Genomic DNA, 21,137 nt, shown 5'->3' with positions numbered 1-21,137 from the left:
GTCTGGGCCCCCTCTGCCCTACTTGGCTGCCGGTTGCTTGGCATTCCGCAGCAGCACAGCGGCATGGGCATTGGCGACCTCCAGCCACACGTCCACGTCATCGGGATCGGCCTTCGCGGCCCGGGCGAAGTAGAGGGCGGCCAGATCCTTCTCTCCCGCCAGGAGGGCGGCACGGCCGAACTCCAGGAAGTTGTTGGCGTCGGACTTGTCCAACTGGTAGCTGCGCTCCTGGTAGTCCGCGGCCACCTTCACCTCCCCGGCGGCGATGAGGTCCACGGCGGCCTTGTTGAGGATGTTCTTGAGCCGCTCGTACCGCCCAGAGAGCTCCACGGAGACCATGGCATCGTAGGCCTTCAGGGCCTCCGGCCGGAAGCCCTTGCGGAGCCATGCGAGGCCGATGAGGTGGTGGGTCTGGGGGTCATCGGGCTTCGCGGAGACGGCTTTCGCGAAGGCCTCCTCCGCCTTGGGGCGTTCCCCGAGCGCGAGCAGGGTGTCACCGTACTCCACCAACAGGTGCGAGTCCTTGGGATCCAGGCGTAGGGCCTCCTCGGCGCATTGCCGCATCAGCACCTTCCGGTCCTGGGAGAAGAAGGCCGCATCGGGGACCTTGGGCACCTGCGCTGAGGCTGGAACCAGGAGCAGCAGGCCAAGGCAGATGGGATCCATCCAGCCGCGGGCGCTCATCGCTCCACCCCCTGATCCGCGAAGGCCAGGGCGATCTCGTTCCAGAGGCCCTCCGTCTTGCGCCGGGTCGTCATGATCCGCTCGAACCAGATGGCCGCCAGGTCCTGCCTCTTCTGGCGGAGGCAGGCGCGGCCGAAGGCGGTCACGTTCTGCCAGTCGCGGGGCGCCACCCGGAAGGCCCCGGTCATGACCTCGTCGGCCTCCTTGGCGAACCCCGCATCCATGAGGACCACGGCCGCGTCGCGCTGGATGTTTTTGGCGGCGGGATCCTGCTCGGCGACCTTGAGCAGCGTGGCCACACCCACCTTGGGATGGCCGCACTCCAGCCAGGCCTGGCCCATCCACCGGAAGGCCTCCCCGTCTCCGCCGACCACCCTCGAGAAATAGGACTCCGCCTTGGTCCGGTCCCCGGCTATGAGGTGCGCCCGGCCGACCTGGGCCAGCACACGGTCCTTCCTGGGCTTGAGACTCGCGGCCCGCTCGGCGCAGGCCAGCATCACCTGGGTCGGGTCTCCCTTGAAGAACGCCTCCGTGGGGCGCTCGGGAACCTGGGCCCCGAGGACACATCCGAGGGCAAGTGCCAGACCGGTGGCGCGCATGGCGGACCTCCCTGGAGGGCAGGCCCTCCGAAGTCGCAGGCAGATGCCCGCGGAGCGGCTCCAGCATCCGTCAAAGCGATCCATGGATCAACAACGATCCGCTGCGACCAGGCCTGCTTCAGCCGATCAGGTCCCCTACACGGATGGGGCCGCCTTCAAGGATCTCCGCCCGCAGCCCCCCCCTGTGCACGAGCCCAGGGAGGATCTGGGGCTTGCCCGTCATGCGCGCCAGGTCGCCGCAGGGTTCGCAGAGCTCGTGGCCGAGCAGGCGCACCCCGCCCACGGTGAACTCGCGTCCCACCAGATGGTTCAGCGCGACCCCCCGGGTGATGAGGTTGCGGCGGGTTTCCCCGGGCGCCAGCACCATGCCCAGCTCCCGCTCCAGCGCCTCGATGGCCTCGGCCTCGATGAGGGTGATCTGGCGGCCGGGTTTGGGCTTGGCCGAGAAGCTGCCAGAGCGGGTGGCGTAGCGGTCGCCTTCCAGCCCCACGCCGGCCAGGGCCATGACCTGCTCCACGCTCCGCATGGTCGCCTCTGCGGCGGCACTGATGTGGATGGACTCGACGCGCCCCTGGGACATGACTCCTCCTTCAGAACCACTGGAGGGATGGATGGCCGTACCACCCACCCCTCCAGCATGGTGACGCAATGCGCCTGGGCTAGGCGAGCACCGCCTCGATCTGATCCACCGCCCAGTCGATCTGCTCCTTGGTGATCACGAGGGGCGGCGCGAGGCGGATGATCTGCTCGTGCGTGTCCTTCGCGAGCATGCCGCGATCCTTGAGGGCGTAGCAATAGGGGCGGGCCTTGCCGGCGCTCTCCTTGAGTTGCACGCCGGCCCAGAGGCCGCGCACGCGCACGAGCTCCACCTTGTCGGACTTCAGGCCGCGCAAGCGCTTGGCGAAGTGCTCGCCCAATTCGGCGGCGCGCTCCACCAACTTCTCGTCGACCAGCACGTCCAGGGCAGCGCTGGCTACGGCGCAGGCCAGCGGGTTGCCGCCATAGGTGCTGCCGTGGATGCCAGGCGTGAACACATCCATCACTTCGTCGCTGGCCAGGAAGGCGCTCACGGGGTAGTAGCCGCCGCTGAGGGCCTTGCCGATGGTGATGCCGTCGGGACGGATGCCCTCGTGCTCGAAGGCGAACAGCTTGCCCGTGCGGCCCAGGCCGGACTGGATCTCGTCCAGCACCAGCAGGCAGTGGTTGGCGGTGGCGACCTCGCGTAGGCCCTTGAGGAAGCCGTCGGGCGGGATGACCACGCCGCCCTCGCCCTGGATGGGTTCCATGAAGATGGCGCAGGTGTTCGGGTTGATGGCGTTCTTAACCGCCTCCAGATCGCCGTAGGGCACGATCACGAAGCCGGGGGTGAAGGGGCCGAAGCGACTGGTGCTGTCGGGGTCGGTGCTGAAGCCCACGATGGTGGTGGTGCGACCGTGGAAGTTGCCATCGGCCACGATGATCTCGGCCTTGCCGTACTCGATGCCCTTCTTGTCATAGCCCCACTTGCGCATGGCCTTGATGGCGGTCTCCACAGCCTCGGCGCCGCTGTTCATCAGCAGGGCCTTGTCGAAGCCGGTCAGCTTGCAGAGCTTTTCGAGCAGCGGGGGGAACTGGTCGTTGCGGAAGGCGCGGCTGGTGAGGGCCAGCGTCTTTATCTGGGCGATCATGGCCTCGCCGATCTTGGGGTGGTTGTGGCCCTGGTTCACGGCGGAGTAGGCCGCCAGGAAATCCATGTACTTCTTGCCGTCCACGTCGGTGAGGAAGACGCCCTCGCCCTTGGTGCAGACGACATCCAGGGGATGGTAGTTGTGCGCGCCGAACTGGTTCTCCTGGGCGATCAGCGCTTCGGACTTGTCGGCGAGGGTGGCCATGGGACCTCCGGATGGGTTGAGTGGGGACGGGCGAGGTGCAAGGACTAAAACTCTAGTCCCGCCGGGCACCGTTGTCAGGTTTCTCAATGATTTATTGACGAATTGTCAGGGCCCATCCCCCGGGAACGCCACTCCAGCCGGCGGCTGGATCCTGCCGTTGGGCGGTGGCCTGCGACAATGGCAGCCAGCCCCCTCTATCGTGTAAGCCACGGAGCCCCCATGAGCGACCAGCCTGAATCCCTGTACGGCAACCAGCCTGAAGCACCGCGTCCCGAGGCCCCGGGCCTGCTGGACCAGATCATGGGCGTGTTCACCGCGCCCGTGGAGCTCTTCCAGCGGCTGAGCAAGGCCCCGAGCTGGGGCTGGGCCCTGGGCCTGCTCATCGCCTTTGCCCTGGTCATCACCGTGGCCTGGGGCCTCAAGGTGGACGTGGACGAGATGCTGCGGCCCATCCTGGAGCGCAACCCCCAGGTCCAGTCCTCGCAGATCGACATGATCATCGAGATGCAGAAGAAGTTCATCCTGCCCTTCAGCATCCTGGGCGCCCTGTTCGGCACCGCCGCCGCCATGGCCCTCGTGGCGCTGTTCTACTGGCTGATCGGCAAGGCCCTGCCCGAGGACGGCGCCCCCAGCTACGCCCAAGCCCTGAGCGCAGCGGTGGTCCCCAGCTTGGTGAAGCTGCCCCAGATGCTGCTGATCGTGGTGATCTGCTTGGTGCGCCCCATCGGCGGCCTCACGCCCGACAAGATCGCCCCCACCTCCCTGGGCTACTTCCTCCACACCGAAAGCATCAAGCTCCAGGCCTTCTTCTACACGCTGGACCTCTTCTACCTGGTCGAAGCCGTGCTCACCTACCTCGCCCTGCGGCACCTGGTCCGCATGAAGACTGCGGGGGCGCTCCTCTGCGTGCTGCTCCCCATGGCCCTCGGCATCGGCCTGCGCGTGCTGGGCGCCAAGTAACGGGTCCACCTGCGAACCCCTGACTGCCCTCGACCCGAAGTTCGCGCTCCCCCCTGGTAACTGACGGGGTCATACTCCCCCCATGATTCCCAGACACTGGTGGTGGTTCCTCGCCCTGGCGGGGCTGGTGGTGCTGATCCTGTTCCGCCGGATCTTCCGCCGGGCCCTGCGCCGCTGGTCTTGGCGCCACGCCCTGCGGACCCGGCGGGAGCTGGGCTTCCGGCTGAACCCGGTCACCGTCACCCGGAAGCAGCGACTCAAGCTGGACCTGCTGGCCGATCCCGAGCTCCGGGCGCGGATCGCGGAGCAGGCCGAGACTTCAGGCCGGGACGAGGCCAGCCTACTGGCGGACGTGAGCCTCTACCTCGACGAGATCATCCCGAATTTCAACCTCATCACCACCTACACGTTCGGGAAGAACCTCGCAGGCTGGCTGCTGCGCACCTGCTACCGCGTGCGCATCGGCCGCAGCGCAGAGGCCGCCCTGAACCGCATTCCCCGGGACGCCTCCGTGGTCTACGTCATGAACCACCGCAGCAACGCGGACTATCTGCTGGTGGCCTTCCTCCTGGCCAACCGCGTCTCCATTTCGTATGCGGTGGGCGAGTGGGCCCGGGTCTGGCCCCTGGAGCGCCTCTTCCGCAGCTTCGGGTCCTTCTTCGTGCGGCGCCGCTTCCGCGATCCGCTCTACCACGCCGTGCTGGAGCGCTACGTGCAGCGGGCCGTGGCCCAGGGTACCACCCAGGGCATCTTCATCGAGGGGGGGTTGAGCCGGGACGGGCGGCTGCAGGCCCCCAAGCTCGGCCTGCTGGACTACATGCTCCGCGCCGGGGCGAAGGACCTGGTCTTCATCCCGGTGGGCATCAACTACGACCGCGTGGTGGAGGACAGCAACCTGGTGCGAGAGTCCCTGGGCAAGCCGCGACGCACCCCGCTGGCGCTCATCCGGAGGACCTCCCTCTGGCTGCTGGGCCTGGTCTGGCGCGGCGCCACCCGCCGCTTCCACCGCTTCGGCTACGCGGTGGCGAACTTCGGCCAGCCCATCCATGCCCAGGCCGCGCTGGAAGGTGCCGACCTCCGCACCCTGGATTGGGAGGCCCGGAAGCCGCTGCTGGAGGCCTTCGCCGACTCCCTGGCCCGGGCCCTGGGCGAGGAGGTGCCCATCACGCCCGTGGCCGCCGTGGCCTGGGCCTACCGCAGCATGAACGATCCCGCCCCGGGTCGGGCCCAGCTGCGCGATCACCTCCTCGACGTGTTCGCCGCCGCCCAGGAACGGGGCCTGCCCCTCTACCTGCCCCGGGGCTCGTTCCAGCGGGCCTTCGACGTGGGCCTGCGCGTGCTCCTCCTCCGGCGCATCCTCGTGCCGGAGGATGGCCACCTGTTGCTGCCCGCGCACAAGGCGCCCCTGCTGGACTATTACGTCCACGGGGTGGACCACCTGCTGGAAAAGACGCGAAGCCACTAGACTGGAGAGCCGTTCCCCGGAGTCTTCATGTCCAAGCTCGTCCGCATCGCCAATGGCCAAGGCTTCTGGGGCGACAGCATCGATGCCCCGGTGCGGCTCGTGGAGGCTGGCGGCATCGACTATCTGACCCTGGACTACCTGGCCGAGGTCACCCTCTCCATCATGCAGAAGCAGCGCCGCAAAGACTCCCAGCTCGGCTACGCGACGGATTTCGTGGACCTCATGAAGCGGGTGCTCCCCCAGCTGAAGGCCAAGGGCATCCGTGTGGTGGCCAATGCCGGTGGCGTGAATCCCGAGGCCTGCCGCACGGCGGTGCTGAAAGTGGCGAAGCAGCTCGGTGTCACCGGTCTGAAGATCGCCACCGTGACCGGGGACGATGTGCTGGCCCGGCTGCCCGAGTTCCAGGCGCAGGGCCTGAGGCTGGCGAACATGGACACGGACGAGGGCCTCTTCGACGCGCCCCGCGAGATCCTCAGCGCCAATGTATACCTCCAGACCCAGGCCATGGTGGAGGCCCTGGAGACCGGCGCCGACATCGTGCTCACCGGCCGCTGCACGGACCCCGGGCTCACCCTGGCGCCCCTGATCCACGAGTTCCAGTGGGCGGCCGACGACTGGGACCGCCTCGCCGCCGGTACCGTGGCCGGGCACATCCTCGAGTGCGGCGCCCAGAGCACCGGGGGCAACTTTACGCGCTGGTGGGAGGTACCCGAGCTCTGGAACGTGGGCTACCCCATCGCCGAGTGCTCAGCGGACGGCACCTTCGTGGTGACCAAGCATGCGGGCACCGGCGGCATGGTCACGGTGGACACCGTGAGCGAGCAGCTGGTCTACGAGATGGGGGATCCGCACCACTACATCACGCCCGACGTGGTGGCGGACTTCACCAGCATCCGCCTGGAGCAGGCCGGACCCGACCGGGTCCGGGTGAGCGGCATCCAGGGCAAGCCCCGCACCCCCTTCCTCAAGGTGAGCGGCGCCTACCTGAAGGGCTACAAGGCCACCGGCCAGCTGGTGCTCAGCGGTCCCCGGGCCCTGGAGAAGGCCCAGCTCTGTGCCGACATCGTCTGGAAGCGCCTGAAGGCCGCGGGCTTCGACTACGAGCACACGGACGCCGAATTTTTGGGTGCCAGCACGGTCCATGCGGGCATCGCCCCGGCCCCGGTGGAGCCCGCCGAGATCGTGCTGCGCCTTAGTGTGAAGGATCCAGATCGCCGGAAGGTGGAGCGCTTCGGCCGCGAGCTCGCGCCCCTGGTGACGGCGGGCCCGGCGGGCGTCACCGGGTTCGCCGGTGGGCGCCCCAAGGCCCAGGAGATCGTGGCCTACTGGCCCGCCCTGCTGCCCCGGGAACTTGTCACATGGGGCGTGACAGTCGAGGAAATCTGAGCGTTCAACCTGAACGGGACCGCGGGAGTCCAAATCCTGCCCCCTTGCGCAGCCTCCTCCAACCTCCCAAATTTTACTCCTCAAGGTTCACGGAGTTCCCCATGACCATGCGCCACCGTCTTCTCCTTGGCTCCATCGGCATCCTCGGCCTGCTGGGCTGTTCAAGCTCGAACACTGAGGGCCACACCTCCGGCTACCTGGTGAACGCCATCGCCGTGGCCGACATCGACGCCAACGGCCTGCCCGACATCCTCGGGGTGGTGTCCACCGACTTCGACGGAGCCCCCGCTCAGGGCTATGTGTCCACCCGGCTCCAGTCCTCCGCGGGAGCCTTTGTGCTGCCCACCCGCTTCGGCGTGGGCCGGAGCCCCGCCAACCTCGTGGCCCAGGACGTGAACGGCGATGGCCGGCCGGATCTGGTGGTGGCGAACGCCGACGACCACACGGTCAGCGTGCGCCTGGCGGATTCCGCCAGGCCCGGCTACTTCCTGCCGGCCATCCTGCTCTCCACTCCAGACCGCATCCCTCTGGACGTGGCCGTGGGCGACCTGAACGGGGATGGCCTCATGGATGTCGTGGTGGCCGCCGGCTTCGTGCCTTCTCCCACCGGCACCCCGCTTCCCGCTCCCACCGTGCTGGTCTTCCCTCAGGTTTCCCCCATCAACCCGACCCCGAACACGGTGTCCTTCGCAGCCCCGGTGAGCTACGCGGTGGGCGGGAGTCCGCAGGCCGTCACCGTGGCCGACCTGGATGGCAACGGCTTCGCTGATATCGCCGTGGCCACCTCCGCCAACACCATTTCAGTGCTGCTGCAAACGAGCGCCGGCGTGGTTGCCCCGGCCGTGGCCTACGCCACGGGGGTCCAGCCGGCCGCCATCCGCGCGGCAGACCTCAACGGCGACGGGAAGCTCGATCTGCTCACGGCGAACTTCGGCGGATCCGTCAGTCCCGACACGCAGGGCCTGAGTGTGCTGCTCCAGGGCGCCCCCGGCACCTTCGCCGCGCCCGTGCACTACAACACCGGCTACCGGGCCGTGGCCCTGGCCGTGGGCGATCTCAACGGCGACGGCAAGCCCGACATCGCCGTGGCCTGCGAGGGGCTGCCGGGCGATCCCGGCGCTGTGTCCGTCTTCCTCCAGACCCCGCCCGCCGCCGCGACTCCGGGCGTCTTCCAGGGCGCCGTCGACTACCGCGGTGCCTGGGGCCCCATGGGCGTGGCCATCGCGGACATGGATGGGGACGGCCATCCGGACCTTGTGCTGGCGGACGGCGACATTGTGGTCCGGCTCAACAGCGGCACCACGCCGGGCACCTTCGGACCGCCAAATTTCTTCTACAACTAACGTCAAACAGGTTCGGCGTTGAAAAAAAGCAAAGGCCCGGCTCTGCCGGGCCTTTGCGCGGGGGCTCCGGGGGTGTGCGCGCAGCGCGCCCATAGATCCTTGCAGCGCGTGCGCTGCGAGGAGGACCCCCGGACAGCATTCACCCGAGGCTGACATTGATCTTGCGGGGTCGCACCTCCGGGCGCTTGGGTACCATGAGGGTCAGGACGCCGTTGCGGAGCTCCGCCACCACCTTCTCGCCTTCCACATCTTCGGGGAGGGTGAAGGTGCGGCTGAAGCGGCCATGGCTGCGCTCGGAGAGGTGGATGCGCTCTCCTTCCTTCGCCAGTTCCTCCTCGCGCTTGCCGGCGACGGTGAGGCGGCTGCCTTCCAGGCTGATCTCCAGTTCGGCTTCGAGGATGCCGGGAAGGTCCGCCCTGAACTGATAGGCGTCCGGCGTCTCCTTCACGTCGAAGCTGGGCATGAAGGCCGTCGGGGCGCCGAGGTTGTAGTCCAGGAGCGGATCCCAGCGCAGGAAGTCGCGCATGAGACGGAAGGGCTCAAGGGTCGCGGCCGTAGCCGGAGTGGCCTGGGGGGTGCGGGTCCGAAGAATGCTCATGAAGTCCTCCTATGGGAGATGGGCAACGGAATCATCATGCTTCTGTTACCGAATAAAATCTTAGTGTTTGTTAATCATGTGTCAAGAAGGTTCCATAATTTTTGTTAACTCCTTGAATGACATCTCTTGACACTTTTTGTTGGCTGGATAGATTGGGGGCCGCCCTGGAGGTTCCATGCGACGGAGCATGCTGGTCGTCGGTTTGCTGTTGGCTGGCATCTTCGCCGGCTGGTGCGGACACGCGCTCACGCCCAGTGTGGCGAGGTCGCGGGCCGTGGAGCCTCGGGGGACGCTGCCCGAGTGGGAGCTGGTGCCCATCCGGCGCTTCAAGGAGGCCGCTCCCAGCGTGGTCTACATCACCACCACGGAGGAGCGCAGCCGCGACTTCTTCGGCTTCGACGTGGTGGAGGTGCCCGCGGGTTCGGGCACGGGCTTCATCTGGGACGAGCAGGGGCACGTGGTCACCAACTTCCACGTCATCCAGGGCGCTACCCGAGCCTACATCACCCTGGCGGATGGCAGCCGCCACGAGGCTGCCTATGTGGGCGGCGCGCCGGACAAGGACCTGGCGGTACTGCTGCTGGCGAAGACACCACCGAAGCTGCGCCCGATCCCCCTGGGCACCAGCGCCGACCTGCTGGTGGGCCAGGCGGTGCTGGCCATCGGCAACCCCTTCGGGCTGGACCAGACCCTCACCACCGGAGTGGTGTCCGCCCTGGGCCGGGAGATCCAGAGCACGACCAGGCGCCGCATCAGCGGCGTGATCCAGACCGATGCGGCAATCAACCCCGGCAACAGCGGCGGCCCGCTGCTCGACAGCGCCGGCCGCCTCATTGGCGTGAACACCGCCATCCAGAGCCCCAGCGGCGCCAGCGCCGGCATCGGTTTCGCCGTGCCCGTGGACACCGTGAACCGCGTGGTGCCCCAGCTCATCGCCCGGGGTCGCCTGGAGCGCCCGGACCTGGGCTTCGAGCCCGTGGCGCCCCGCCTGGTGGAGCGCGCCTTCGGCCCCCAGAAGGGCGTGATGGTCGGCAAGGTCATCCGGGGCGGAGCCGCGGCCAGGGCAGGCCTGCAGGGGGTGGGCGCCGAGGGGCGCCGAGTCCTCCCGGGCGACCTCATCCAGGCTGTGAACGGCCGCACAGTGGAGGACTGGGACAGCCTGTTGGACGCGGTCGAAGCCCTGCCGCTGGGAAGTTCGGCCCAGCTCGACATCGAGCGCGAAGGCCGGCAGCAGCGCGTGACGATCCGGTTGGAGGCAGGCCGGAACTAGGCGCCATTCTCCAGGGCCTCGGCGATGCGCTTGGTGTGCAGGATGGAACTCTGGATCAGCGCGGGCAGCCCTTCGGGGCCGCGGTCGTCCACGCACCCGGGGCGGGGCCGCCAATCGAGCTCGAAGACCAGCTCGACGCCGCCCGCCGGGGCCTGAAGGAGCCGGTTGATGACCGTCCCTTCGTAGAGTGGGTGGTCCAGCAGGGTGAAGGTGATGGTGCGGGCCACAGAGTCGGAGGAGATGTGCTCGTGGAAGGAGACGCCACCCGGAAGCACCAGCTGGCGGACCACGGAACCGTCGTCCCGGTCCAGGATCTCGGCATCCAGGGCGTCCTCAATGTAGCGCTGGGGATGCGCCATCTTGTCGAGCAGCACCGCCCATACCGTGTCCGGGGAGGCATCCACGGGGCTGCTGACACGGTGAGCGGGCATGGGACATCCGGGGTGGGTCCCAAGGCTACGCCCAACGGCCCTGTCCTGCCAGGGCCTTTCAGTGGTGGACGCCTCGTGGCTCGTAGTGGGTGTGCAGCAGGTGGTGGGAGGTCTCCCCCAGGGGCGCGCCCAGGAAGTCGCGGTAGAGCTCCGCGATGGCCGGGTTGTCGTGGGACATCCGCACGACCTTGCCCTCGTCCTCGGCAAAGATGGCCTTCATGCGCTCGCGGCGCACCTCGTTGGTGGTGAACCGGGGCTGGCCACCACCCCCGATGCACCCGCCAGAGCACGACATCACCTCGATGAAGTGGTAGGCCTTCTGGCCAGACTGCACCTGCTCGATGAGGCGGTTGGCGTTGGCCAGCCCATGGGCGACGGCCACCTTCAGGGTCTGGCCCTTCAGGAAGGCCCACTCGGGCACCGCGTCGGGAATGGTGATGGCCATCTCCTTCACGCCCTCCATCCCCTCGATGGGCGCCACGTGCAGCTTCTCGAAGGGGAACGGCGTGCCGGTGATCAGGCACCAGACCGTGCGTAGGGCTGCCTCCATGACGCCGCCGGTGTTCGCGAAGATGTCGGCCGCGCCAGAGCTGAGTCCCAGGGGCTGGTCCATGGCTTCGTCGGGCAGGGCCGTGAAGTCCAGGCCGGACTGAGTGATCATGCGCCCCAGCTCGCGGGTTGTGAGCACCGCGTCCACGTCCTGGCAGCCGCTGGCGTTCATCTCGGGCCGCTGGGCCTCGAACTTCTTGGCCGTGCAGGGCATCACCGACACCACGTAGATGTCTTCCGGGCGCCGACCGATGGACTGGGCGTACCAGGTCTTGGCCAGGGCCCCGAACATCTGTTGGGGCGACTTGGCCGTGGAGAGGTTCGGGAGCAGGTCCGGATGGAAGTACTCCGCGAACTTGATCCAGCCTGGGCAGCAGCTGGTGAACTGGGGCAGGGCCACGGGCTTGTGCTCCACCATGGCCGCTTTGAGCCGCATGAGCAGCTCGGTGCCCTCTTCCAGGATCGTCAGGTCCGCCGCGAAGTTGGTGTCGAAGACGGCATGGAAGCCCAGGCGGCGCAAGGCCGCCGCCATGCGGCCCGTGACCAGGGTGCCCGGGGGCAGGCCGAAGCACTCGCCCAGGCCTGCGCGGATGGCGGGGGCCGTCTGCACGACGACATGCTTGGTGGGATCGCCGAGAGCCTCCCAGACCCGCTCGATGTGGTCCCGCTCCGTGATGGCCGCCGTGGGACAGACTGCCACACACTGGCCACACTGCACGCAGGCCACGCGGTCCAGGTTCTGGCCGAAGGCCGGGGCCGCCACGCACTCGAAGCCCCGGTCCTGGGCCGATAGGGCCCCCGTGGCCTGGAGCTCGCCGCAGACGGTGATGCAACGGCGGCACATGATGCACTTGGCCGAGTCGCGCACCAGCGCGGGCGTGCTTTCGTCCACGAGGCGGTGGTGCTTGGCCCCTGTGAAATGCAGATCGCGGATGTCCAGGTCCCGCGCCACCGCCAGGAACTCGCAGTCGTCGGAGCGGCCGCAGGTCTGGCAGTCGCCGTCATGGTCCGAGAGCAGGAGTTCCATCACCGTGCGCCGGGCGGCCCGCACCTTGGGCGTGCTGGTGCGAATCCGCAAGCCCTCCGAAACCGGCATGGAGCAGGAGGCCTGCAGGGCCTTGGCCCCTTCGACTTCCACCAGGCAGACCCGGCAGCCGCCCACCACGTGGACCCCTTCCAGGTAGCAGAGGGACGGGATGCGGATGCCCGCCTGCCGGGCCGCATTGAGCACCGTGGTGCCCTCGGGCACCCTCACGTCACTGTGGTCGATGGTGAGCTTGATCATCGAAGTCCCCTGGCTCGGGAGAAGGAAGGAACGCTTGGTTGGTCGGGGAATGACGAGGCATAGCGCATGGGCGCTCAGTTCCCAGATTCCCGGTAGTCGCACCGCAGGCAGCGCCTGGCTTCGCAGACGGCGACCTGTTCGGTCCAGGACTGCTCCACTTCGCTGAAGTTCTCGCGGCGGCGCTCCACGGGCAGCAGTTCCATGTGGGCGCGCGGATGGCACACGGGCTCCGCATTGGGATCGAAGGGCACCGCGCAGGCCTTCTCCTTCTGCCAGAAGGCATGCTCGGCGCCCGTGAACTGGGCGTCGATCGCCACGGCCGCGCGCTCGCCTCCGGCCACGGCTCCCACGACTGAGGAGGGTCCCGTCACGGCATCGCCGGCGCTGTAGAGCCAGTCGAGGGAGGTCCGCCCCGTGTGAGGATCGGCCGCGATGAAGCCGTCCCGGTTGAGGTCCACCTCCAGGTCGCCCATCACCGCCGCTCGTTCCAGCCGCTGGCCGATGGCGGTGATCACCTGGTCGGCCGGCACCACGAAGGGCGCATCCGGTCCCGCCTTGGGGCGGCGTCGGCCGCTTCCGTCGAACTCGCCGAGGACCATGGCCTGGCAGGACACGCCCGTCACCAGGCCATCCCAGGTGAGGATCTCCAGAGGGGCCGTGAGCACCCGGATCTTCACCCCTTCGTGCTCGGCCTCATCGATCTCTTCGGCGTAGGCGGGCATCTCCTCCCGGGTGCGGCGGTAGAGCACCGTCACGGATTCGGCCCCCAGGCGGATGGCCGTGCGGGCCGTATCGATGGCCGCATTGCCGCCCCCGATGACGACCACCTGCTGGCCCACGGGCACGGAGCCGCGGATGTTGTACTCCCGCAGGAAGCGGATAGCGTCGTCGACGCCCGCGGCCTCTTCGCCCGGGATGCCCAGGTGCTGGCCCAGGGGCGCGCCCACGCCCAGGAACACGGCCTCGAAGCCGCGGTCGCGCAGGTCCTGGAGGCTGAAGTCCAGGCCCAGGCGCCTGTCGGTCTCGATGTGCACCCCCAGCCGCTCGATCATGCGCACTTCCTGGGAGAGGATCTCCCGCGGCAGGCGGTAGGCGGGGATGGTCTGGACGGGCATGCCGCCGGGGCGGGATTCGGCCTCGAAGACCTGGGGCCGGTAGCCCAGCCGGGCCAGGAAGTACGCGCAGGAAAGGCCCGCGGGACCGGCGCCGATGATGGCCACCTTCCGCTTGGCGTTGGTCTCGCTGAGCCGCACCTCGGGATGCTGCATGGTAGCTTCCTCGTCCACCATGAAGCGCTTGATGCCACGGATGGAGAGGGCCTCGTCCACCATGCCCCGGCGGCACTTGTCCTCGCAGGTGTGGAAGCAGACCCGGGCGCAAACGGCGGCGAAGGGGTTGCGCTCGCGGTGCAGGCGCAGGGCCTCGGCGATGCGGCCCTGGCCCACCAGGGAGATGAAGCCCGGCACGTCCACATTGGCCGGGCAGGCGCTCTGACACGGCGCCCGCACCAGCTCGGGGCACACGCCCGCAGGACAGCGCTTGTCTTGGATGTGGGCCTCGTACTCGGCGCGGAAGTGGCGGATGGTGGACAGCACCGGGTTGGGCGCCGTCTGGCCCAGGCCGCAGAGGGAGGTCTCGCGGATGATGCGGCCCAGCTCCTCCAGCTTCTCGATGTCGCCCTCTTCGCCCTTGCCGGTGCAGATGCGGTCCACGATCTCCAGCATCCGCCTGCTGCCGATGCGGCAGGGCGGGCACTTCCCGCAGGACTCGTCCTGCACGAAGTCGAGGAAGAAGCGCGCCATGTCCACCATGCAGGTGTCCTCGTCCATGACGATGAGGCCGCCCGATCCCATGATGGCGCCCAGATCCTGCAGGGCCTCGTAGTCCACCGGCACGTTCAGGTGCTGCACGGGGATGCAGCCACCCGAGGGACCACCCAGCTGGGCCGCCTTGAACTTCTTGCCGTTGGGGATGCCGCCGCCCAGCTCGTAGATGATGTCGCCCAGCGGCGTGCCGATGGGGATCTCCACCAGGCCCGTGTTCCGCACGGCGCCTGCCAGGGCGAAGACCTTCGTACCCTTCGATTGCTCAGTACCGAAGCTCGCATACCAGGCGGCCCCGCGCAGAATGATGGCGGGAATGTTCGCGTAGGTCTCCACGTTGTTCAGCATGCTGGGCTTGCCCCAGAGCCCCGCCTGGGCCGGGAAGGGCGGCCTGGGGCGCGGCTCGCCGCGCTTGCCCTCGATGGAAGTCATGAGGGCCGTCTCCTCGCCGCACACGAAGGCGCCGGAGCCCATGCGGATCTCCAGGTCGAAGGAGAAGCCGCTGCCCAGGATGTTCGCCCCCAGGAAGCCCCGCTGCCGGGCCTGCTGGATGGCGATTTCCAGGCGAGCCACGGCCAGCGGGTATTCGGCCCGCACGTAGACGTAACCCTGCCCCGCCCCGATGGCATAGCCAGCGATGACCATGGCCTCGATGACGCTGTGGGGATCGCCCTCCAGCAGGCTTCGGTCCATGAAGGCGCCCGGATCGCCCTCGTCGGCGTTGCAGAGCACGTATTTCACCGTCCCCCGGGAACGGCGGCACAGCTCCCACTTGAGCGCCGTGGGAAAGCCCGCCCCGCCCCGCCCGCGCAGTCCCGAGGCCTTGACCTCGGCGATGACCTCGTCGCTGGACATGGTGCGCAGCACTTTCTTCAGGGCTTCGTAGCCCTGGTGGGCGATGGCGTCGTCGATGCTCAGGGGATCGATCACCCCGCAGTTCCGGAGGGCGATCTTCACCTGCCGCTGGAAGAAGGGATTGTCGGTCACCCGGGCCATGGCCTCGCCGCTGTCGGCCCTTCGCCAGGTCAGCCGCTCGATGACCTCGCCCCGTGCCACCGTGCGCTCGACGATCTCGTCCACGTCCGTGAGTGCGATCTTCTGGTACAGGATGCCCTCGGGCTCGCAGAGCAGCACCGGCCCGCCGGCACAGGGACCCAGGCAGCCGGTCTCCACGATCCTCACGTCGAGACCCCGCCTGTTCAGCGCCTCCCGGAGGGCCATGGCCAGCGGCACTGCGCCCGCGGCCACACAGCCGGCGCCGGAACAGAGATGAAGGGCCTGGATTCGCGTCATGGCAACCTCCCCGCTCACTCGTAGGACTGGAGGATCGAAGCGATCTGGTTGGGCTTGATGCTCTGGTGGACCACGCTGTCCACCATGCAGGCCGGGGCGATGCCGCAGGCGCCCAGGCAGCGCGCCACCTCCAGTGTGAACTGGAGGTTGGGCGTGGTCTGGCCCACCTCGATGCCCAGGGTCTGCTTAAGGCCCGCCAGCACCCGGTTGGCACCCCGCACGTAGCAGGCCGTGCCGAGGCACACCCGGATGGTGTGCCGCCCCCGGGGCTCCGTGGAGAAGAAGCTGTAGAAGCTCACCACCCCTGCCACTTCGCTGTAGGGCTTGTTGAGACCCGAGCAGATCCGCATCAGGGCGGGCTCGGGCAGGTGGCCATAGATGCCCTGTGCGATCTGGAGCACGGGGATGAGGCCGCCGGGCACCGCCTGGTACTGTTGGATGGTCTCATCCAGGCGCAGCATCAGGTCCACCTCGCTGGTCGCGCCTCCGCAGGAACATACGCCACAACCGGTCATGCGCCCTCCGATGAAGGGGCGGGAGCGGCCGGCCTTGGGTGCGCGCGACTCAGTCCCGCATCAAGAACCTGAAAACCTGTTCACCTCGAAGCACCCTCACCTCAGGCTCGAAACCTTCCCGGGCGGGGGGGCGACCCATCCTCGATCAAAAACAACCTCTGAGTCAACAACAACACAACGGACCACCTGGGCGGGTGGTCCTTGCGCCTTGTGAGCCCCCCTCAGCCCTGGATCCAGACCGGCTCGAGGCCCAGCAGCTTCTTCACCGCCGCGCGTCCGCGCGGCCCCGGATCCACGGTGAAGTCGTTCACCCAGGCGTTCACGTAGCGGCCGATCATCTCGCGGTCCATGCCGCGGCCGAAGGACTGGCTGTAGTCCACGCTCTCCCAGTGGCGCGCGCGGGCCAGCTCGACGCTCTTGCGCATGAGCACGGCGAAGCGCTGCTTCACCTCCGCAGGGAGGTCCTTCCGGATGGCGTTGCCGCCCATGGGCAGGGGCAGGTCGTAGGCGTGTTTCCACCAGGCGCCCAGGTCGACCACCAGGCGGAGGCCGGCCTCCCGGTACATGAGCTGGCTTTCATGGATGAGCAGGCCTGCCTGGTATCGGCCTTCCAGCACGGCGGGCAGGATCTGGTCGAAGGGCAGCAGCTCAACTTCCGGCTCGAAGCCGTGCTCCGCGCACCACTTCCGCATGGACAGGTAGGCTGAGGTGCGCCGTCCGGGGATGGCGATGGTCAGCCCCTTCAGGGCCGCCACATCCAGGGGCGTGCGGCTCACCACCAGCGGCCCGGTGCCCTCCTGGATGCTGCTGCCGGCCGTCAGCAGGTCGTAGCGGTCCTTCAGCTCGGGGTAGGCGCCGAAACTGATGGCAGTGACGTCGTAGCAGCCTTCCGTGGCCTCCGCGTTCAGTTGCTCGATGTCCTTGCGGATGAACTCGATCTCGAAGCCGTCCGGGTCCAGCCACCCCAGGGCCAAGGGGGCCATCATGTAGGCGTCGTCGGAGTCCGGGCTGTGGGCGATGGTGAGCTTCATGGCAGTCCTCACCGTCCAGTTCAGCACAGATCCGGCCTGAGGCAGGGGGTTCAGCTGATGGCTTCGGGATTCCGGGCCGCGAGTTTGACCTTCACCCGATCCACGGCCTTGGCGGCGAGGGCGTAGCGGGGGTTCTCCTCGAGCGCCTTGCGGAAGTGCTCGAGGGCCTTGTCGAACTGACCCTTGGCTTCGAAGACGCGGCCCAGGTTGAAGTGGGGGAAGCAGTAGCTCTCATACCGCTTGGCCTTCAGGGCCATGCGCAGCCAGGGGATCGCGTCATCGGGCTCGTTCTGCTCGACGTAGTAGGCACCAATGTCGTTGTAGGGGTTGCCGAACTCGGGATCCAGGTCGATGGCGCGATGGCAGTCCTCGATGGCGGCGGGGTAGTCCTTCTCGAAGGAGCGGGCCCAGCCGCGGAAGGTGTAGGCCTCCGCCGTGGGGCAGATCTCGATGGACTTGGTGTAGAGCCCGATGGCCTTCTCCACCTCGCCCTTCATGTGGAGCTGGTAGGCCTTGCCCACCCACTCCATGGCCTCCTGCCGCTTGTCCTGCCTGTCCTGTGCATCGCTCATCGGACGTTCCTTGACGGGTCCAGGATAAAACCTTCAGACCTCGGCGACCACCATAACCCTCTATCCTGGAACCATGGCCACCGATCTCCCAGGTTCCTTCTGCCAGAACTGCCTCTCCTGGAACCCAGGGGATCGGGAGACCTGCCTGAAATGTGGCACGCGCCTGCTCATCCTGGCGGGGGACCAGACCTGGGAGGACGAGCCCGAGGACTCCGACGGCGGCGAGGACCTGGAAGAGCACCTGCTGGAGCGCATTACGGGGCTGGAGGAGACCCTGCGCAGGGTGGAGACCTACCTGGAGACCGTCTCCGACCAGCTGGGCAAGCTTGAGCGTAGCGAAGTCATGCTGCGCAACGGCCTCATGGCCCTGGTGCAGGAGATGGAGCACAACCGCCAGTTGGACGCCCACGCCTTCTCCGAGCGCTGGGAGAACCTCGTTGAGGAGAACCTGCATCTCATCAGCGCCCGGGAGCTGTTCACCCGCTACCGCGCCCGCATCCTGCCCATCGCCCGCCCCAAGTCCATGGCCCAGCTCAAGCGGGCGCTGCTGGAGACCACGGCCCTGCTGGAGGCCGCCGACCTGCCCGGCGCGGCCCAGCGCCTTGGCCAGGCCCTGCCCCTTGACCCCAAGAACTACGAGCTGCTTTTCACGGCCGCCTCCCTGCACGAGGCCTCCCAGAACTTCGAGGAGGCCGAGGTGCTGGCCCGCAAGGTCGTGGGCCTTAGCCCCCGCCACTTCGAGGCCTGGATGCTGCTGGGCAAGCTGCTCCAGGAGCTGCCTGAGCAGGCGGACCAGGCCATCGAGGCCCTGCACCAGGCCGCGGACCTGCGCCCGGAGGACCCGGAACCCCGCATGCTGCTGGCGGAGCTCCTGCTCGACCAGGACGACCTGCAGGGCGCCCTGGAAGCCGCCCAGGAAGCCGTGGCCCGGCGCAAGGACGGGGAAACGCTCCTGCTGCTGGGCCAGGTCCACGTGGCCCGCGGCGAGAGCGCCCTGGCTGTCCCTGCCCTGAAGGAAGCCAGTGCCTACCTGCCTGGCGACCTGAATGTGCGGGAGGCCCTGGCAGAGGCATACTTGCTGCAGGATGAGCGCCCCAAGGCCTTCGCCATCCTCCAGGAGCTGCTCCTGCAGAACCCCGGCGATCCCCACCTCCTGCTCATGCTCGACGCCGAGAGCCACCCCCAGTTGCGGGAGGCCCGGGATGGCAAGGCCGGCACCCAGCTGATGCTCGACGAAGTGGAGACCCTGCTGGACGAGAGCCAGACCGAAGGGGCCGAGGTCCTGCTCAAGCGGGCCCGCCGCAAGGGCCGGAGCCAGCGCTCTGAGTGGCTGGAGCTGCGCCTGGCCTTCCTGAAGGATCCTGAGCACCAGCTGAAGGCGGCCCTGAAGTTCGCCTGCTCCGACCGCCATCCCCGGCTCTGCTTCCTGGCCCTGCGGCTGGTGCTCGAACACCTGATGGAGCAGAAACGGGAACCCGAGATCACCAGGGCCCTGGATGCCTTCCTCGCGCGGCATCCCAAGAGCACCGGCGCCTGGGAGGCGGCCCTCATGCGACTGGCCTACCGCCTCATGAACGGGGACATCACGGTCCAGGACCTCACTGAAGTCCGCCGGCTCCACACCCACCCGCTGCCCGGCCTGGAGCCCCGCGCCCGCACCCTGCTGGGCCAATACTTGCTGGCCCTCAAGCGCCACCAGGAGGTGCTGGACCTGCTGGATCCCCTCATCGAGAAGGAACCCACCCTCATCAACCACTTCCAGCTCGGGGCCGCCCTGGCGGGCCTGGGGAGCCGGGAAGAGGCCCGGGCCCTGCTCAAGGCGGGCCTCGACGCCGAGGCCGGGGACCTCAACGAGAGCCAGGCCAAGGGTGTCAAAACCCAGATCCGCGGCCTTCTCAAGGAGTTGGACGAGGCCGTTCAGGTCTGAGGGGCCTCGTGACCAGGGGCACAGCCTATTAAGTTGACAATTTTGGTCGAGATTCCAGAATGGAAGGTCTCGGGAGCCTGTCGATGAACTCCACCCTGAACGTGGTCACCAGCCAGGAATACAAGTACGGCTTCGTGACGGACATCGAGGCGGACAGCGTCGCGGCCGGCCTCAACGAGGACGTGATCCGCTTCATCTCGGCCAAGAAGGGCGAACCGGAGTGGCTGCTGGCCTTCCGCCTCAAGGCCTACCGCCACTGGCTGACCCTGGCCGAGCCGGACTGGGCCAAGGTCAACTACCCCCGTCCCGACTTCCAGAAGATCGTCTACTACAGCGCTCCCAAGCAGAAGACCCCCAAGTACGCCTCCATGGACGAGGTGGACCCGGAGCTGCTGCGCACCTTCGAGAAACTGGGCGTGCCCATCAACGAGCAGGCCAGCCTAGCCGGCGTCGCCGTGGACGTGGTCTTCGACTCCGTCAGCGTGACCACCACCTACAAGGAGAAGCTGGCCACGGTCGGCATCATCTTCTGCAGCTTCAGTGAAGCAGTGCGGGAGCACCCAGAGCTCATCAAGAAATACTTGGGCAGCGTGGTGCCCGCCGCCGACAACTTCTACGCAGCCCTGAACAGCGCCGTGTTCACGGATGGCAGCTTCGTGTTCATTCCCAAGGGCGTCACCTGCCCCATGGACCTGAGCACCTACTTCCGCATCAACAACAAGGACTCGGGCCAGTTCGAGCGCACCCTCATCGTGGCCGAGGAAGGCGCCAGCGTGAGCTACCTGGAAGGCTGCACCGCGCCTCAGTTCGACACCAACCAGCTGCATGCGGCGGTGGTGGAGCTGGTGGCCCTCGACCACGCCTCCATCAAGTACAGCACCGTGCAGAACTGGTACGCCGGTGACAAGAACGGCGTGGGCGGCATCTTCAACTTCGTCACCAAGCGCGGCCTCTGCAAGGGCAAGGGCTCGCACATCAGCTGGACCCAGGTGGAGACCGGCAGTGCCATCACCTGGAAGTACCCCAGCTGCATCCTGCTGGGCGACGACAGCATTGGCGAGTTCTACAGCGTGGCCCTCACCAACCACAAGCAACAGGCGGACACCGGCACCAAGATGGTGCACATCGGCCGGAACACCAAGAGCACCATCGTCAGCAAGGGCATCAGCGCCGGCGACAGCTCCAACAGCTACCGAGGCCTGGTGAAGATCCAGCCGAAGGCCGAGGGCGCCCGCAACTTCAGCCAGTGCGACTCCATGCTCATCGGCCACACCTGCAGCGCCAGCACCTTCCCCTACCTCGAGGTGCAGAACCGCAGCGCCAAGGTGGAGCACGAGGCCACCACCAGCAAGATCGGCGAAGAGCAGCTCTTCTACTTCCAGCAGCGGGGCATCCCGGCGGAAGAGGCCATCAGCATGATCATCAATGGCTTCTGCAAGGACGTCTTCCGCGAGCTCCCCATGGAGTTCGCCGTCGAGGCCACCAAGCTGCTCTCTCTCAAGCTGGAAGGATCTGTGGGATGACGACTGGAGAAC

General features: G+C 67.7%; 18 protein-coding genes. 7 read left to right on the top strand and 11 right to left on the bottom strand.

The window, feature by feature from the left end:
- Positions 1-18: 18 nt before the first annotated feature.
- From WAS25_RS03880 to rocD, 4 genes are all read right to left on the bottom strand, one after another.
- Positions 19-684, bottom strand: coding sequence for a tetratricopeptide repeat protein (locus WAS25_RS03880; RefSeq protein ID WP_422310196.1), 666 nt, complete (start codon positions 682-684; stop codon positions 19-21).
- Positions 681-1,283, bottom strand: a complete 603-nt coding sequence (locus tag WAS25_RS03875) for a tetratricopeptide repeat protein (protein ID WP_422310195.1) — start codon at positions 1,281-1,283, stop codon at positions 681-683. The genes WAS25_RS03880 and WAS25_RS03875 overlap by 4 nt, the downstream gene beginning before the upstream one ends.
- A gap of 118 nt (positions 1,284-1,401) precedes the next feature.
- Positions 1,402-1,863, bottom strand: a complete 462-nt coding sequence (locus WAS25_RS03870; RefSeq protein ID WP_422310194.1) for an MOSC domain-containing protein — start codon at positions 1,861-1,863, stop codon at positions 1,402-1,404.
- 79 nt (positions 1,864-1,942) lie between these two features.
- The gene (rocD, locus tag WAS25_RS03865; RefSeq protein ID WP_422310193.1) at positions 1,943-3,154 is read right to left on the bottom strand and encodes an ornithine--oxo-acid transaminase; all 1,212 of its coding nucleotides are present in this window, start codon (positions 3,152-3,154) and stop codon (positions 1,943-1,945) included.
- 219 nt (positions 3,155-3,373) lie between these two features.
- Here rocD and WAS25_RS03860 point away from each other — a divergent pair, with 219 nt between their 5' ends.
- The 4 genes from WAS25_RS03860 to WAS25_RS03845 all read left to right on the top strand — a co-directional run bounded on the left by WAS25_RS03860 (position 3,374) and on the right by WAS25_RS03845 (position 8,308).
- Positions 3,374-4,114, top strand: a complete 741-nt coding sequence (locus WAS25_RS03860; RefSeq protein ID WP_422310192.1) for a YIP1 family protein — start codon at positions 3,374-3,376, stop codon at positions 4,112-4,114.
- Positions 4,115-4,196: 82 nt separating this feature from the next.
- Positions 4,197-5,579 (top strand): 1-acyl-sn-glycerol-3-phosphate acyltransferase, encoded by a 1,383-nt coding sequence (locus tag WAS25_RS03855; protein WP_422310191.1) that lies wholly within the window; start codon positions 4,197-4,199, stop codon positions 5,577-5,579.
- Between the two features lie 27 nt (positions 5,580-5,606).
- Positions 5,607-6,965 (top strand): acyclic terpene utilization AtuA family protein, encoded by a 1,359-nt coding sequence (locus WAS25_RS03850; RefSeq protein ID WP_422310190.1) that lies wholly within the window; start codon positions 5,607-5,609, stop codon positions 6,963-6,965.
- 101 nt (positions 6,966-7,066) lie between these two features.
- On the top strand, positions 7,067-8,308 hold the full coding sequence (locus WAS25_RS03845) for an FG-GAP repeat domain-containing protein (RefSeq protein ID WP_422310189.1): 1,242 nt from the start codon (positions 7,067-7,069) through the stop codon (positions 8,306-8,308).
- Between the two features lie 139 nt (positions 8,309-8,447).
- Here WAS25_RS03845 and WAS25_RS03840 read toward each other — a convergent pair whose 3' ends face one another.
- Positions 8,448-8,906 carry an Hsp20/alpha crystallin family protein gene (locus tag WAS25_RS03840; RefSeq protein WP_422310188.1) on the bottom strand — a complete coding sequence of 153 codons (459 nt, stop codon included), beginning with the start codon at positions 8,904-8,906 and terminating at the stop codon, positions 8,448-8,450.
- A gap of 175 nt (positions 8,907-9,081) precedes the next feature.
- On the opposite strand from WAS25_RS03840, the gene WAS25_RS03835 reads away from it, so the two are divergent.
- Positions 9,082-10,176: a S1C family serine protease gene (locus WAS25_RS03835; protein WP_422310187.1), complete on the top strand. Its 1,095-nt coding sequence runs from the start codon at positions 9,082-9,084 to the stop codon at positions 10,174-10,176.
- Here the strand turns inward: WAS25_RS03835 and WAS25_RS03830 are convergent.
- The 6 genes from WAS25_RS03830 to WAS25_RS03805 form a co-directional block, all read right to left on the bottom strand.
- On the bottom strand, positions 10,173-10,607 hold the full coding sequence (locus WAS25_RS03830; RefSeq protein ID WP_422310186.1) for an SRPBCC family protein: 435 nt from the start codon (positions 10,605-10,607) through the stop codon (positions 10,173-10,175). The two genes, WAS25_RS03835 and WAS25_RS03830, sit on opposite strands and share 4 nt — an antisense overlap.
- A gap of 58 nt (positions 10,608-10,665) precedes the next feature.
- Positions 10,666-12,441: an NADH-dependent [FeFe] hydrogenase, group A6 gene (locus WAS25_RS03825; protein ID WP_422310185.1), complete on the bottom strand. Its 1,776-nt coding sequence runs from the start codon at positions 12,439-12,441 to the stop codon at positions 10,666-10,668.
- A 74-nt stretch (positions 12,442-12,515) separates the two neighbouring features.
- On the bottom strand, positions 12,516-15,557 hold the full coding sequence (locus tag WAS25_RS03820) for an NADH-ubiquinone oxidoreductase-F iron-sulfur binding region domain-containing protein (RefSeq protein WP_422310184.1): 3,042 nt from the start codon (positions 15,555-15,557) through the stop codon (positions 12,516-12,518).
- Positions 15,558-15,571: 14 nt separating this feature from the next.
- Positions 15,572-16,072: an NAD(P)H-dependent oxidoreductase subunit E gene (locus WAS25_RS03815; protein ID WP_422310183.1), complete on the bottom strand. Its 501-nt coding sequence runs from the start codon at positions 16,070-16,072 to the stop codon at positions 15,572-15,574.
- Between the two features lie 221 nt (positions 16,073-16,293).
- Complete coding sequence (locus tag WAS25_RS03810) at positions 16,294-17,103, bottom strand: MqnA/MqnD/SBP family protein (RefSeq protein ID WP_422310182.1); 810 nt, start codon at positions 17,101-17,103, stop codon at positions 16,294-16,296.
- Between the two features lie 50 nt (positions 17,104-17,153).
- A complete protein-coding gene (locus tag WAS25_RS03805; protein WP_422310181.1) occupies positions 17,154-17,675 on the bottom strand; it encodes a tetratricopeptide repeat protein in 522 nt (173 codons plus the stop codon).
- Between the two features lie 73 nt (positions 17,676-17,748).
- Here WAS25_RS03805 and WAS25_RS03800 point away from each other — a divergent pair, with 73 nt between their 5' ends.
- The gene (locus tag WAS25_RS03800) at positions 17,749-19,602 is read left to right on the top strand and encodes a tetratricopeptide repeat protein (protein WP_422310180.1); all 1,854 of its coding nucleotides are present in this window, start codon (positions 17,749-17,751) and stop codon (positions 19,600-19,602) included.
- Positions 19,603-19,685: 83 nt separating this feature from the next.
- Positions 19,686-21,125, top strand: coding sequence for a Fe-S cluster assembly protein SufB (sufB, locus tag WAS25_RS03795; protein WP_422310179.1), 1,440 nt, complete (start codon positions 19,686-19,688; stop codon positions 21,123-21,125).
- The last annotated feature ends 12 nt before the right edge of the window (positions 21,126-21,137 follow it).

This window comes from Geothrix sp. (genome assembly GCF_049292215.1).
Taxonomy (GTDB): domain Bacteria; phylum Acidobacteriota; class Holophagae; order Holophagales; family Holophagaceae; genus Geothrix.
This window is presented reverse-complemented; position numbering and strand designations above follow the sequence as displayed.

Excerpts from the sequence above, each read along its gene's own strand:
- WAS25_RS03850 (WP_422310190.1), top strand. The coding sequence starts at position 5,607 with ATGTCCAAGCTCGTCCGCATCGCCAATGGCCAAGGCTTCTGGGGCGAC.
- WAS25_RS03810 (WP_422310182.1), bottom strand. The coding sequence starts at position 17,103 with ATGAAGCTCACCATCGCCCACAGCCCGGACTCCGACGACGCCTACATG.
- WAS25_RS03875 (WP_422310195.1), bottom strand. The coding sequence starts at position 1,283 with ATGCGCGCCACCGGTCTGGCACTTGCCCTCGGATGTGTCCTCGGGGCC.
- WAS25_RS03855 (WP_422310191.1), top strand. The coding sequence starts at position 4,197 with ATGATTCCCAGACACTGGTGGTGGTTCCTCGCCCTGGCGGGGCTGGTG.
- WAS25_RS03835 (WP_422310187.1), top strand. The coding sequence starts at position 9,082 with ATGCGACGGAGCATGCTGGTCGTCGGTTTGCTGTTGGCTGGCATCTTC.
- rocD (WP_422310193.1), bottom strand. The coding sequence starts at position 3,154 with ATGGCCACCCTCGCCGACAAGTCCGAAGCGCTGATCGCCCAGGAGAAC.
- WAS25_RS03840 (WP_422310188.1), bottom strand. The coding sequence starts at position 8,906 with ATGAGCATTCTTCGGACCCGCACCCCCCAGGCCACTCCGGCTACGGCC.
- WAS25_RS03800 (WP_422310180.1), top strand. The coding sequence starts at position 17,749 with ATGGCCACCGATCTCCCAGGTTCCTTCTGCCAGAACTGCCTCTCCTGG.
- WAS25_RS03870 (WP_422310194.1), bottom strand. The coding sequence starts at position 1,863 with ATGTCCCAGGGGCGCGTCGAGTCCATCCACATCAGTGCCGCCGCAGAG.
- WAS25_RS03880 (WP_422310196.1), bottom strand. The coding sequence starts at position 684 with ATGAGCGCCCGCGGCTGGATGGATCCCATCTGCCTTGGCCTGCTGCTC.
- WAS25_RS03845 (WP_422310189.1), top strand. The coding sequence starts at position 7,067 with ATGACCATGCGCCACCGTCTTCTCCTTGGCTCCATCGGCATCCTCGGC.
- sufB (WP_422310179.1), top strand. The coding sequence starts at position 19,686 with ATGAACTCCACCCTGAACGTGGTCACCAGCCAGGAATACAAGTACGGC.
- WAS25_RS03830 (WP_422310186.1), bottom strand. The coding sequence starts at position 10,607 with ATGCCCGCTCACCGTGTCAGCAGCCCCGTGGATGCCTCCCCGGACACG.
- WAS25_RS03815 (WP_422310183.1), bottom strand. The coding sequence starts at position 16,072 with ATGACCGGTTGTGGCGTATGTTCCTGCGGAGGCGCGACCAGCGAGGTG.
- WAS25_RS03860 (WP_422310192.1), top strand. The coding sequence starts at position 3,374 with ATGAGCGACCAGCCTGAATCCCTGTACGGCAACCAGCCTGAAGCACCG.
- WAS25_RS03825 (WP_422310185.1), bottom strand. The coding sequence starts at position 12,441 with ATGATCAAGCTCACCATCGACCACAGTGACGTGAGGGTGCCCGAGGGC.
- WAS25_RS03820 (WP_422310184.1), bottom strand. The coding sequence starts at position 15,557 with ATGACGCGAATCCAGGCCCTTCATCTCTGTTCCGGCGCCGGCTGTGTG.
- WAS25_RS03805 (WP_422310181.1), bottom strand. The coding sequence starts at position 17,675 with ATGAGCGATGCACAGGACAGGCAGGACAAGCGGCAGGAGGCCATGGAG.